Here is a 13,593-nt window from a genome sequence, read left to right as displayed (position 1 = left end):
CGCGATTGAAAATAGTAGCGATGATTCTGTCTAATTTGGCAAAAGAAAAAGCCAGCCCTTATCAGGCTGACTTACTGCGATTTATAGATTAATTTGAACGCGAACCGGCAACTGATTTTTCATCCTTCACCCGTCGAACATTGGTCAAGACTTCTGGTGTGAACAAGCTATCAACCAACGAATCTGGCAAAAGTTGTTTTTGCTTCACAATTTCTTTAACTGATTGCTTGGTGGCCAAGGCTTCCTTGATCAGTGCAGTTGTCTTCTCATACCCCAATAATGGCGAAAGCACGGTTGCCGCAATCGATGAGTGTTCAACTTCATCTCGGCAATATGCTTCGTTGACCTGAATCCCACTCACACAGTTTTCAACTAACGTGTCAATTGCTTTGGTCAAGTGCTGCTCGCTGGTCAAAATGCTCTTGAACATGATTGGCTCAAACGCATTCAGTTCCAGTTGGCCACTCTCGGCTGCCATCGTCACAGTGACATCATTACCAATGGCTTCAAATGCAACCTGATTAACCACTTCTGGAATTACGGGGTTGACCTTGCCAGGCATGATGGATGAACCGGCAGCCTTCTTTGGCAAGGCTAATTCATTCAAGCCGGCTTGGGGGCCACTTGATAATAGCCGAAGATCATTACTGAATTTTGATAAATTGGCGGCTAGAGACTTCATTGCCCCGGAAATAGTTGTGTAGGCATCGCTATTCTGAGTGGCATCCACCAAATCACTGGCTTGGTGCAATGAAAGATGAGAATATTTATTTAGGATTGGCACAACTGATTCTTCATATTCAGCAGTGGCATTAATGCCGGTTCCAATTGCGGTCCCCCCAAGGTTGACTTCTGAAAGCACTTTTTGAGCATGCTTTAATCTTGAGAGATCCCGTTTGAACATTGAGGCATAGGCAGTAAAGGTTCGGCCAAATGTGGTTGGGACAGCATCCTGAAGCTGAGTTCGTCCTACTTTGATGGCAGTGGCATATTTGTCAGCCTTGTCAGTTAAGGCAGCCACTAAGCTGGAAATCGATGTCATCAATGGTGACAATCGCTTCAACATTGCCATTTTACCAGCGGTTGGATATGTATCGTTGGTCGACTGAGATTGGTTGACGTCATCGTTTGGCTTGATGGTGATTGGCTCTTTACCACCCTGGGCACTCAATCGCATGGCAAGCTGGGCAACGACTTCGTTAACGTTCATGTTAGTTGAAGTACCAGCACCGCCCTGGATCGCCGGAACAATAAAGGCAGTGTAATCGTTTGAGAATAATAATTGATTGCAGGCAGACATAATCAGCGTACTTTTTTCCTTGTCTAAAGTACCTGCTTGCTCATTGGCTAAAGCGGCTGCTTTCTTAATTTGCAAATAGCTTTGGATGATCGCATGATCAACTTTTTCATCTGTAATTGGAAAGTTATGCTTTGCTCGCAATGAGTGAATTCCGTACAACACATTATCAGGTACAAACATTTCTCCGATGCAATCTCTCTCAATTCTCATTTTATTCCCTCACTTCATGTAATGTTTTATGACATCTGTTTACGTTTATTAATATATACCCATTTTCGAGAAAGTCAACAAAAACCTGAAAATATTGTCAATTTTCCATATATACCAATACCTAACATCACCATGATATCTTCTAATCATTTTGAAGCTTCTATTTATTGACCAATGACGATGTGAGATTTTATATCATGCATTCAGCACAAAAAGGAATCAACATTTTAATCAATGCTGATTCCTTTTAATTATTAATGCGTCACAATCATTGTGTCTGATGCCTTCACAAAAGCAATTCGATGATTGAACTGAATTTGATAATAATCATTGTTACCGTGAATCACGTTCTTTGCTGAATTGGAATTAAAGTGTGAATTGAAATACTCTGCCGGAACCGTGCCGCCATAGACGTATTTCTGTCCCGGTTGTAATTGATAAATTGGGGTTGGCTTAACGCCAGTCACTTTGTTTTTCTTAAGGATGCTTTCGCTTGGATAAGCACTTCCATATACAGGAACCGCTTTGGTGCCCTTAACCGTAACCAATTTGCCGGTTGCGTTGGTGGAGTTGGCACCGCCCGGATTGTAGAACCAGGCTGACTGGCCGCCATAATTAATTTCTGTCCAATCGCCATTATCGCCAATTTTACTGAACTGTTGGCCGTATACTGCTTTGTCGCTCCAGTCATTCTTTTCGGTCGTCCCTGACTGGCCCGTTGAGAAGTCCTTATCAGCAATTAAATCTGCTGAAAAGCTTGGCTGCTTGTATAGATAAACAAAGTTGGAGCCTGCTAATGGCAATGTCACGCCATCATCTGTCACTTTCTGACCAGAAGCGGCAGTCAGGTTATATTTCTCGTTGGGCGTAATTGTAATAACACTTGAACTGCCATCACCTTGGCTTTGTGACAAATCAACGCCCATCAAATCAAAATAGTGGTTCCAATTCCAGTATGTTCCAGGATCCCAATGCATCCCCTTTTGAGCGGTTGGGTTCAGGCCAGGAACGTTATCATGGCCAATAATGTGCTGACGATCAAGTGGAATACCATATTTGGCAGCTAAATATTTAACAAGAGCCGCAGATGACTTGTACATGTTTTCGGTATACCAGAAGCCGCCGACCGCAGCATATCCTTCGTGTTCGATACCGATCGAATGGGAATTAATGTACCAGTTACCTGCATGCCAAGCGACGTTTTGAGGACGAACCAATTCGGCGACAGTTCCTTCAACTGAACTCACAACGTAATTCGCAGTCGAATAGGTTGGCGTTGAAAAGAGTGACAACGCGTCTTGGAAACTAGTCTCAGTATTATGAATGACAATATAATTGATTTTTTGATCATTGGGGCGGTCTGCCAAATCATAATTCCCATAATCGCCTTGATCATCAAATTCTTTGTATAAGGCTGGAATCCACTGGATTGGTAGGCCAGCTGGTCCATCCGTTTCAGCAGATTCGCCCTTGGTGGAATCGACCGCTTCATCCTTCAATGCATTCACCTTCTGAGGGGTAATGGTGACCCCGTCTTTATGAACTCCCTTAGCCAAAATCTGATACACATTGGCGGCAAAAAATTCAGCTGCCGGTTTGGAATCAGATTGACTATATTTCTTAACTGCAGAATACCATGAAGCCGAATTCGTTGTCAGTGGTTTGCCTAAAGACTTTTGATAGGCAGCCAATAAAGCGGCACCACCTTGAATATTGGCGGTTGTATTGGATTTGAGTTTGCTGACACTAATGCCGGTTAATTTGGCTGCTTTCTGCAACGTATGCAGGGAAGCGGCATTGGGAACTTTCTCAGCTTTTGAATTGGCCCCATTAGGTATTAAACCGGTGGTATCAGTTAAATGCATCACGCCATACCCACCAGCAACACTGGGTTGGCCACCATGACTTTCGAATGAACTTTCATTATAGGAAACGGCTTTCAGCAAGTTGACTGGAACTTGATACTTGTTCGCAGCCTGCTGGAATGCGGTTTCCAACGAACTTGTTTTCGCATGCACCTGATTGGTACTCAATCCAATCATCAGGCTGCCAAATAAAATCGCGATCACTAGCCATCGAACATGTGAGAATAACCCCTTATACTTTTTCATGTCGTCACTCCTTGTATGAATATCCACTATTTTAAATAATATTTACAACTAGGATACAACGAATGCCAACAAAAATATACTGAAGATTATATTATTTCTAATTTTTAGGAGGATCTCAGATCGATCATGTGTAGATGATTGTTAGCATCAAAGGATTTTTGGCTCGCAATGTATGTGCGTCTACTAATTTGTTTTTAATGTTTCCTCATTCAAATATGTTAATCATTCACAGAATGGTGTATACTTTCTGAATAAAGATTGTGGCAGGAGGGATCATATTGAGAAAAATGACACATCACATTTTGGCGGGAGTGACATTTGCAGTTATGGCCGTCGCCTTCACACAAGTATCCAATCAAGCAGCTGCTAAGAGCACCATCTCAGTCACAAGTAACCAAGCATTAACCACAGATGGGATCACGCGGAACTACCTCACAACCGGTTCTGCTCCTTTATACTCAAAAGTGCCGGTGTATAAGAGCGCCAAGGTAGTTACGAAGGCCGCCGCTCTTAAAACACTTGCAACCACGGCTGATGCCGGGCAAACCTATTTCCGCGGCTATCGGGCTGCCCAAACATCTAACGGTGACTGGTACTTAAAAGTCGTCTCGTTTGATAAAACATATCGTGGATGGATTTACGTTGGCACCAACGATCCAACTACAGATTCCACAGCGGTTTCTGGTGGCTTAAAAACTGCTGAAACTTTTAAAGAACAACCACTGCCGACTTACTTTGCCAATACACCTGTATACTTTACAACGCCGAAAGCCTCTACCTTAACTGACACTGCCCCCGACTACACGCAATATAAAGTCGGCCGTAATTTGAATTCAACAACCGAATTTTACAAAGATCCACTTACCGTCACCAAAATTGGCACCAAACAAAACAATCGTGATGCAAACGCAACCTACTATTATGTAACTGATAGCGCCCACCCTCAAGTCAATGGTTGGGTAAAACAAAGTGATGTTGCTACGTCACCAGCAAATTAGTAAAAATCATTAAAAAATGGTCGCAGACAAAATGAAATTATTTTGTCTGCGACCATTTTTTATTACGCTAATTCTCCGCGATCAATAAACTGCTCGTTTAGAAAGCCAAATCTCTTAGGATTACCCATCAATTTTGAGAATGAGTATGGTTCCTTTTCTTGGAATAAAATAATTTTAATTAAGTAGTTTCGAAGTATCCAAGGTTCTTCTTTTCTACAATTTTTCAAATTCATCACGTCCTGGATGTGCTCAGGTGTGGATTTCAAATCAACAGCTGCCATTGCTAAAGTAATGCCCGACAAGTCAAAGTTACCTTGTAATTCCTGCTTGATTGCAGCTGCTTCATCTCCGGTTAAGACCATTCTGTCACTTCCTCATCATTTGGAATGTTATAAGTATCCTTTTGGAATACTTAAGTAGCATGCTAACACATTCCAAGTTGACTCACAAATGAATCTCAAATTTGATATAATAGATTGTGCTTCGCTTAAATATTTTCATGAAAGTTGGGTTCATGCCGACCGAGATCATGGTAATATATAGTCATTGAGCAATGTGTAAAAAGCTGCGCCTTAAATGAATTGATCGAGATTTAACAACTTCTCCAGATATTCATGAGCAAGCTTTTTATCAGCATCGTGACGTTTCAAAAAGATCCATTTCAATACCAGAATCACCGTTTCGCTACAATGATCAGCCATTAATTCAACTGGCAGCCCAGTCTTGGAATAATCGATTGATTGTTCCAAGATTTCCTGAACTGTATTTTTAAAATAGTTAACGAAGCTGTTGACGAGTTGCCCCGAGAAGTCATTATATAGAAGGATATTGTCTAGCAACGGCTGATTATCTTTGAAAACATCGTATAAACGGTCGAAGTAAATGATCAAAGTCTTATTGGACTTTAACTCAGTTACTTTGTCCACTTCAATCTCCTGAGCAATTACATACCAACAATAATCTACCAAGTCGAATTTATCGTCAAAGTAATTATAAAAAGTTGCCCGCGGAAAATTGCTGATATTGCAAATTTTATTGACACTGATTTTCTCAAACGGCTCCTTAGAGAGAAGATTAATCATTGTAGTGGAAAATGATGCTAAGGTTCGTTGTGCACCTCGCGTTGGCTTTTTCGTTAAATCATATTTCATGATCAGACCTCGATTTTGCATTTATTGAATTCTGTCTAACTTTGAACTAACGCATCTAATTGTCCCTTGCGTCATATCCATGCTGAGTTTATCATCTTACTATTGCTTATACAAGTGTCTAAATCTGAACAAGAGAATAATATTAATCACTAGGTAATGAGAGGAAGAATTTTAATGCAGAAGTTCAAAGAAAAGCACATGTTATCGCTGATCATTTGGATTGGGTTAATTTTAGTAGCGTTATTTACGCTACCCAATATTTCCCAATTAGTCCACGAAAAGGGAACCGTTCAGCTCCCTTCTTCGGTGCAAAGTGAAGTGGCGAATACAATTGAGAAAAAGTATGAGGGCGGCAAAAATGTCCGAACGCTGATTGCGGTGTTCAATAATAAACACGGTAAGTTAAGCGACGAACAAACCTTGCAGATTCAAGACGCCACTAACGCCGTTAAAAGTGATCCCGACCTGCATATTGTTTCAGTCACTGCCCCTAGCGATAATGAAGCTGCCAAACAACAACTGCAGTCAAAAGATAATACCACACAGATGGTCATGATCACCGTGCCTAAGAAAGATAAGGTTCGCGGCCAGACAGACAAAATCTTGAATAAGATTAAAACCCCCGGAATGCGTACCTACGTGACTGGTAGTGATATCTTAAACGAAGATTTCTCAACCGTAACTGAAAAGGGACTGCAAAAAACTGAAATTATTGCAGCAATCTTTATCTTTATCGTGTTAATCATCGTCTTCCGATCCTTCTTAATTCCGGTTATCTCATTATTGACAGTTGGGATTTCTTACCTGCTGTCACTTGATTTAGTGATGAACTTAGCCGAACGCTGGAATTTCCCAATTTCCAACTTTACCCAAGTCTTCCTAGTCGTCGTGCTGTTTGGAATTGGAACCGACTACAACATTCTGCTGTATGACAGGTTTAAAGAAGAGATGAGAAAGGGCCAAGCTGCGACAGCTGCCGCCCAGGCTGCTCAACGGCACGCCGGTCGAACAATTCTGTATAGTGGCTCGTCCGTTCTGATTGGATTTGCCGCCTTAGCATTAGCCAAATTCTCATTCTATCGTTCAGGAGTTGCGGTTGCCGTCGGCGTTGCCATTTTATTAATGATATTGCTCACCCTTAACATGTTCTTCATGTCAACTCTAGGTGAACGGCTATTCTGGCCAAGCAAGAACCTCGATGCACATGATCGCAGCTTCTTGTGGAACTTCCTTTCAAAATTTACCCTCTCACACAGCTTTATTATGGTGGGCATTTTGATAATTGCTGCCTTGCCATTATTACTTGTTGGTAACCAGAAGTTGAATTTCAATAGCGCAGATGAACTGCCAAACACTGTCCAGTCCAAAGCCGGGTATAACGTCATCCAAGACCACTACCCCGCTGGAATGTCCGGCCCAACAACCGTTTATATTCAAAATAAGAAACCATTAAACACTCAGGAACACTTAGCTGAAATTGATCAATTAACCGGCTATCTGAACTCGGAGCCGGGCGTTAAGAGCGTTGCCTCCGTTACCCGTCCTGGTGGTACTAAAATTGATTCACTTTACTTGAGAAGCCAGCTGGAAAGTTTGACAACTGGTTTGAATCAAGCCAACCAAGGAATCAAGAAAGTTCAAAAGGGCTTGAAGAGTGCTAATGAAAAATTAGCCAGTTCGAACACCTCTGAAAGCATTGCTCAAGTTGAAAAATTGGCAGCTGGTGCCAGCAAGTTGGAATCCGGTGCTCAACAATTGAGTCAAGGAGTCACCACTTATACTGCCGGTGTCAGCAGCCTGGCCAGCGGGTCCCAACAACTCAGTTCCGGTTCATCACGTCTTCAATCTGGCGTTGGCCGTCTGTCTGCTGGTAGTCAACGATTAAATACCGGCATTTCACAAGTCAGAAGCCAAACTGCTAAGCTAAGGGCCCTCCGCGCACGGATGACCGCCCTTCAATCAGGTTCAAGACAATTATCATCCGGTCTTGGCCGTTTGAACTCACAGGTCTCACCATTCTCCAGTGGCCTTAACCGTATTAGTAGTGGTGCCAGTCGATTAAGTGCCAATAGCGGCGCATTAGTTTCAGGTGCTCAAAGTGTTGCCAGTGGCAGCTCGCAAGTGAATTCCGGCGTCCAGACTTTGAACTCCAAGATGAAAGAACTTCAGAGCCAAATGCAGGAATTACAAACTGGTTTGACTTCTGCCAATTCCGGCTTGGATCAAGTATCCAATGGAACCACCACTGTGAACAAGTATCTTAAAGAAATGCAAAAATCATACTTGGGCAATACTTTCTACATGCCAGCAGAGAGTATCAAGAGTGCCTCATTTACACCTTCACTTGATGCGTTTATGTCAAAGGACCGCAAGATCACTAAAATCACTGTGATCTTGAATTCAGACCCAAGTACTACCAAGTCCGCCAACCGCATCCGAACCATTACTCGTGATGTGAATGCCAAGATGAAAGACACCAGCTTGAAGAATGCCAAAGTTGCAATCGGCGGTCAAAGCTCGCAAACTTCTGATCTACAAAAGATTGCAAATGGAGACTTCTTCCGAACCGTTGTCATTATGTTAGTCGGGATCGGTTTAGCCTTGATGGTGGTTACCCGATCGTTAGTTCAAGCAATTACGATTATTGGCACATTGCTCATCACCTATCTGGGTTCCCTTCAAATCACCAAGTGGCTTTCAAGTTACCTGTTGTTCCAGAACATGTTAACTTGGAACACACCATTCTTCAGCTTTATTATGCTGGTTGCGTTGGGAGTCGACTACAGTATCTTCCTCATGATGAGGTATCGGGGTGATGCAGGTGCCATTCCGGATGTTCGTCGCCGAATTTTAAATTCAGCAACTATTATCGGAACGGTCGTTATCTCCGCTGCCATCATTTTAGGCGGAACATTTGCGGCATTGATTCCATCAAACGTTTTGACCCTGATTCAAGTTGCGATGACCGTTATCGTCGGTTTGATCATTCTGGTATTGACCTTACCAATTATCATGTCAGCAATGGTTAAATGGACCTACCCTTACGTCAAAGATAAGATGTATCAAAAACAAGTTGACCAAGAAGAAAAAGATCACCCGATCCGTCGGAGTAAAGATAAAGATTAATCTGTAAGCTAAAGGCCCACAAACAGCGATGTTTGTGGGCCTTTATTGATACGATCATTTGACAACCCCATGTGATATAGGCTATCCTTTTTTAGTATAATATAAAGAATTAACTCACTCGGTCAAAATGATTCATTTTTTGACCCGCAACTTTTAGGAGAATTCGAATGAATAGATTACTTAAAGCGGTTGTCATTGCGGCAGCCAGTTTAACAATGACCATTTTTGTCAATGATCAGTCAGTCCAAGCTGCCGATACTTACTACAAAGTGGGAAAGATTCATACAACTACTCCCACCAGCTGGCGTGGTAACTGGTACTCTTACGTTAACGGTAAGTTTTGCTTGACTCAAGTCAACAAGTATTCTGTGACCCAAAAATACAAGGGCAAGAAACACACCTTGTTCAAATCAAGTTGGAAAGGCTACCGTAAATTGGCATTCGCTAAAATTTCCGGCACCAACCGATACACATTTAACGCCTATGCAACCAAAGCCTACCAAAGTGACCGTGGCTGGCGGATTACCCACCGAACTGTTGAAAATCAAAAGATTACCGTCCTGAGAGATTATTCGGGCGGTGGCGCTTATGTTGATCTTTTCCGTTCGCCGGTTTACAAATCTTATACGAACTAACTTAAGGAGTAATTCAGCATGTCCAAAAATAGAATCGTTAATGCATTATCATATCTCTCAATTGTATTTGCGCCATTCATCTTTCCGTTCATTGTTTGGCTTATCAGCGACAATAACAAAGATATGCATGACACAGCCAAGCATGCATTCATGCTACATTTAATTCCGGTTGTCCTGACAATCTTAACTTTCCTGATTGTCGGCATCAGTGGCATTGTCACGGAGAAGGCTGCATTCACCGGCTTCCTCTTTCTGGCTTTAATTGCGTTGGTTGGCTTGGTCGATTTGGGAATGTTTATTTATAGTTTATATTTGGGAATTAAAATCCTGGTACAAGATTAATGACGTATCTAGACAAAAAGGTCCGAGACAAAATTGTCTCGGATCTTTTTTAACTATTCGAATAAATATCAATGCCATCTTCTCGATCGCTAATGTAATAATACTTCGGGGAAGTCATGACCAAACACAGCAAATAAAAGTCACCAACACACCCTGCCCCATGCAGTGAGGCCAATGCGAGGAAAATATCACCAGGTAGCCAACCAACAAAAAACATGGCCATCAGCACCAATGAAATCGCAACAAACGGCGTTGCACCAATCCACAAAAATTGTTGCTTGGTATAAAGTGACTTGGGACTGGACACGGACAGCAGCCCATTTTTGAAGCCAATCTTTATTTTGCCATTCGGCTTAAAAGCTTTGTACAAAACGCCATGGATCACCTCATGGATCGTTACAACCACCAATAAGGCAACTATCAGCCAAATAAAGTAGCTCTTCGTGAACTTGACGGTAATTGATCCGGCCATCGCTCCAAACACCCACAGGAAGATTAAGAAGGCAATCACGGCAGCTACGTTTAAGCCATAAACTAAATTACGGTTATTCGTAATATCAATGTGTTTATATAAATGCACAATCGTTCACCCCATTTTGCTAGTTATCCTCATATTAACATATCAACATCAAAAAAATGACTGCTAACGAAAGTTTCGTTAACAGTCATTTTTGATTTTAATAGTAAATAAATACTGGTTCCAAGGTATGGGTATTCTTCCAAACTTCACCCATCCGTGAAGGCGGATTGTTCAAGCAGCCATGTGAATGATACTGAGCACGGGCACTTGGATTACCATAGACTGATGCCGGCTGCCATGGTGAATCATGCATCCCAACACCGGAATTGGTTAATGGTTCCCAGTAGCTCACTGGTGAAGCATACTTTGAGCCATCACTGTTCTTACCTCTCAAAGTAGCGTGGCGCTGTTTGTACATAATGTAAAATGCGCCTTGAGGTGTCCGGTTACCACCGGTTAAGGTTCCGGACATAATCGGAATATTGGCCATGAGCTTACCGTTTTTATAAACATATTCATGAAGTCGCTGCAAGTCAATCGCAACATAAGTCTTACCAGAACCTTTAATACCATATCCGGTTCCGACCGCATAATGACTCAAATTCATAGTTACTGAATGTGAGCGGCCAAGATTCTTCAAAATATTCTTGGTTAAAGCCCGCTGGTTAACTTTCCATCCATAGGTTCCGCCCGCATGAACACGGACACGTTTGCCTTGGTGAGTCGTAATCCAAACCGACTTGCCGAGGGTATCAACTTTCTTGGAGAATTTAGCAATCCAATTTTTAACCTTGGTCGAATCAAACTTGTAGTTGCCATTAGCAGTTGGATAACCATTTTTAACCCATCGCTTAGCAACAAACTTATAGGACTTGTTGTAAGTGTTCAAGGTCACAGTGTTCTGCAAAATATTGGCCAACTGTTTCTTTTGTTTAGCAATTTGAGAACTATTAGGTTGAACGTAATCGTCCTTACTCATCTTAACGGAAATCAGCAAGCTTGATTTGGCTTGGTTCTTAAATGCCTTGACCATCTTAGCCTTGTCGAGAGTATTCCCCTTTTGGCCAGGCTTAACGACAATCTTGCCATCCTTTAAAATGACTTTGGAATCAATGGTTTGTTTGCGACTAGTATTGATTTGATCAATCCGATTTTCAAACTTTGGCAACAATGTCTTCAACCGGTAATTCAGTTGCTTGTTGGTCACATCGGACTTGGCACTTAATTTTGCAGAAGTCATCGCACTCATTGAACTTCGGTGTTTGAATAATTTCTTAACATCTTGGGAGTTCACGTTAATCTTGGAATCCCGAACGACTAAATAATTGCCATCTTCATCAATGTGCGACATGTTTAACTTCTTGGTTGCTTGTGCGACGGTCAGGCCGGAAACATCAACGTCATTAATTTTGGTGAATTTAAAATGATTTTGAAAATAAAAATGAGAGCCAATGAAGCCACCAAAAAGAACTAACACGAATCCAACTACAATCCGCGTCCACAGCTTTTTCTTTGGCTTTTTAGCGAACTTCTCTCTACGTGACATGTGTAATGCCAACCCCCTTTAGATCTTTCTCTAAGTATATTTTACGAAGTTTTCACAGTCCAATCTAGCAAAAGCGCTCTTCAAGGCGATACTTAAACAAATCTTCAGCTTTTTCTCATAAATTTTGGACCATAGGTTTCCATGTTACCATTAATCCCGTTATAAATTAAGAACTATTTTGATTCTGGAATAATCAATTTCTTATTTACCCATTCTTAGTCATCATGTATATTAGTCTTAATAATTAAGCAAGGAGTGGTTAGTATGTCATTTGAAAAAGTAAAGCAGTACTTTGACGATGTTGGGCTTTCAGATCGAATCAAAATATTGGACGAATCCAGTGCAACCGTTCAAGAGGCAGCTCAGGCATTAAATTGTGAACCTGAACATATCGCAAAAACAATGTCATTCTTAGTTGATTCAAATCCATTACTAATTGTCATGGCTGGCGATGCCAAAGTCGACAACAAGAAATTCAAGGGAGAGTTCCATAAACGTGCCAGAATGATCCCCAGAGAGCAAGTTGAAGACTATATTGGCCACCAACCTGGCGGTGTCTGCCCATTTGCGCTGAAAGATGGCGTCAAAGTTTATCTCGACGTCTCGCTTCAACGTTTTGAGACTATTTATCCTGCAGCTGGAGATGCCCATAGTGCGGTTCAACTCTCACTCGATGAATTGACGCAGTACGCCAACCCTGATCATTGGGTCGATGTTTGCAATGGTTGGTCGGATGATCCCGAATTGTTGTAAAATAGCCTTAGAGTTAAAACAAAATCAAGCTTCAATACTATATCTCTAGGAGAGCATTATGAAATTAATCGTGGAAAGTTCCAAACCGGCTCGGGCTGCCGCCGCTTATATCCGAATGTCAGTCTTTGTACTAGAACGCGGGATCTCTTTTACCGATGAATTCGATGACAAGGATTCTGACAGCATGGTATATGCCGTCTTGTTCGATGGTAAAGTACCGGCAGCCACCTGTCGGTTCGAAACTTACAACGACCACACGTTGAAAGTCGGCAGAGTAGCAACCCTAAAGGAAGCCCGGGGTCATGGTTATGGCCGTAAAGTGGTCAGTGCTTTAGAGACTAAAGCCAAAGAAATGGGATTAACCCATTCGCTGATACATAGTGAAATGGACGCCATTAAATTTTATCAACGCCTGGGATATGAGATTACTTCTGATGTATTTTATGAGGATGGCGTTCCTTGTGTGGTTGTCGAAAAGGATTTGTAGGATTATGTGTGAATGCTGCGGTGGAAATAAGGAATATTTCTGCTGCAGTTTTTTCGCCTTGGTTATTGGGAGATAATAAAGGGCTCCTCAACGATGAAACAAAGGGCGCTCATTTGCCTCTTTCATCATGAATTAGAGTCTACAGACTTTTCGTTTGTTATTTTTTCTACTGCTCCCTTCGGCTTTTGAGCTATGCTCCGACGACCGGCTGAAAGCCTGCCTAGCCTACTTGGCGACGACCCAGAGCCCTACAGCATAAACAAGAAGCATAAACGATGAACAAAGGACGTTCGGCTTCCTCTTCCGTCATGAGTTGGACTCTACAGACTTTTCGTTTGTTATTTTTTCTACTGCTCCCTTCTGCTTTTGAGCTATGCTCCGACGCAACTGATGCTAACGTGTAAAGGGGCGGTG

12 protein-coding genes are annotated in these 13,593 nt (G+C 42.0%); 6 read left to right on the top strand and 6 right to left on the bottom strand.

Annotated features, from left to right (window positions below; genetic code table 11):
• Window positions 1–88: 88 nt before the first annotated feature.
• Complete coding sequence (locus tag FD05_RS07630; RefSeq protein WP_039932452.1) at window positions 89–1,510, bottom strand: aspartate ammonia-lyase; 1,422 nt, start codon at window positions 1,508–1,510, stop codon at window positions 89–91.
• Between the two features lie 254 nt (window positions 1,511–1,764).
• Window positions 1,765–3,621 carry an N-acetylmuramoyl-L-alanine amidase gene (locus FD05_RS07625; RefSeq protein ID WP_020280541.1) on the bottom strand — a complete coding sequence of 619 codons (1,857 nt, stop codon included), beginning with the start codon at window positions 3,619–3,621 and terminating at the stop codon, window positions 1,765–1,767.
• Between the two features lie 287 nt (window positions 3,622–3,908).
• On the opposite strand from FD05_RS07625, the gene FD05_RS07620 reads away from it, so the two are divergent.
• Window positions 3,909–4,619 carry a hypothetical protein gene (locus FD05_RS07620; RefSeq protein ID WP_020280542.1) on the top strand — a complete coding sequence of 237 codons (711 nt, stop codon included), beginning with the start codon at window positions 3,909–3,911 and terminating at the stop codon, window positions 4,617–4,619.
• Window positions 4,620–4,681: 62 nt separating this feature from the next.
• Here FD05_RS07620 and FD05_RS07615 read toward each other — a convergent pair whose 3' ends face one another.
• Window positions 4,682–4,981, bottom strand: a complete 300-nt coding sequence (locus FD05_RS07615) for a DUF2316 family protein (protein WP_020282154.1) — start codon at window positions 4,979–4,981, stop codon at window positions 4,682–4,684.
• A 210-nt stretch (window positions 4,982–5,191) separates the two neighbouring features.
• Window positions 5,192–5,770 carry a TetR/AcrR family transcriptional regulator gene (locus FD05_RS07610; protein ID WP_020282153.1) on the bottom strand — a complete coding sequence of 193 codons (579 nt, stop codon included), beginning with the start codon at window positions 5,768–5,770 and terminating at the stop codon, window positions 5,192–5,194.
• 174 nt (window positions 5,771–5,944) lie between these two features.
• Between FD05_RS07610 and FD05_RS07605 the strand changes: the two genes are divergently transcribed.
• The 3 genes from FD05_RS07605 to FD05_RS07595 all read left to right on the top strand — a co-directional run bounded on the left by FD05_RS07605 (window position 5,945) and on the right by FD05_RS07595 (window position 9,873).
• Window positions 5,945–8,896, top strand: coding sequence for an MMPL family transporter (locus FD05_RS07605; protein ID WP_020282152.1), 2,952 nt, complete (start codon window positions 5,945–5,947; stop codon window positions 8,894–8,896).
• A 167-nt stretch (window positions 8,897–9,063) separates the two neighbouring features.
• The gene (locus tag FD05_RS07600) at window positions 9,064–9,531 is read left to right on the top strand and encodes a hypothetical protein (RefSeq protein WP_039933454.1); all 468 of its coding nucleotides are present in this window, start codon (window positions 9,064–9,066) and stop codon (window positions 9,529–9,531) included.
• A gap of 18 nt (window positions 9,532–9,549) precedes the next feature.
• A complete protein-coding gene (locus tag FD05_RS07595; RefSeq protein WP_020282149.1) occupies window positions 9,550–9,873 on the top strand; it encodes a magnetosome magnetite crystal formation protein family in 324 nt (107 codons plus the stop codon).
• 49 nt (window positions 9,874–9,922) lie between these two features.
• Here the strand turns inward: FD05_RS07595 and FD05_RS07590 are convergent, their stop codons facing one another.
• On the bottom strand, window positions 9,923–10,453 hold the full coding sequence (locus tag FD05_RS07590) for a DUF3267 domain-containing protein (RefSeq protein WP_020282148.1): 531 nt from the start codon (window positions 10,451–10,453) through the stop codon (window positions 9,923–9,925).
• Window positions 10,454–10,550: 97 nt separating this feature from the next.
• A complete protein-coding gene (locus FD05_RS07585; RefSeq protein WP_020282146.1) occupies window positions 10,551–11,939 on the bottom strand; it encodes a L,D-transpeptidase family protein in 1,389 nt (462 codons plus the stop codon).
• A 264-nt stretch (window positions 11,940–12,203) separates the two neighbouring features.
• Between FD05_RS07585 and FD05_RS07580 the strand changes: the two genes are divergently transcribed.
• Complete coding sequence (locus FD05_RS07580) at window positions 12,204–12,692, top strand: YbaK/EbsC family protein (protein WP_020282145.1); 489 nt, start codon at window positions 12,204–12,206, stop codon at window positions 12,690–12,692.
• Window positions 12,693–12,750: 58 nt separating this feature from the next.
• Window positions 12,751–13,179 (top strand): GNAT family N-acetyltransferase, encoded by a 429-nt coding sequence (locus FD05_RS07575; protein ID WP_020282144.1) that lies wholly within the window; start codon window positions 12,751–12,753, stop codon window positions 13,177–13,179.
• Window positions 13,180–13,593 lie beyond the last annotated feature (414 nt).

Origin of the sequence: Lentilactobacillus otakiensis DSM 19908 = JCM 15040, assembly GCF_001434145.1 — a bacterium.
GTDB classification, from domain to species: Bacteria; Bacillota; Bacilli; order Lactobacillales; family Lactobacillaceae; genus Lentilactobacillus; species Lentilactobacillus otakiensis.
This window is presented reverse-complemented; position numbering and strand designations above follow the sequence as displayed.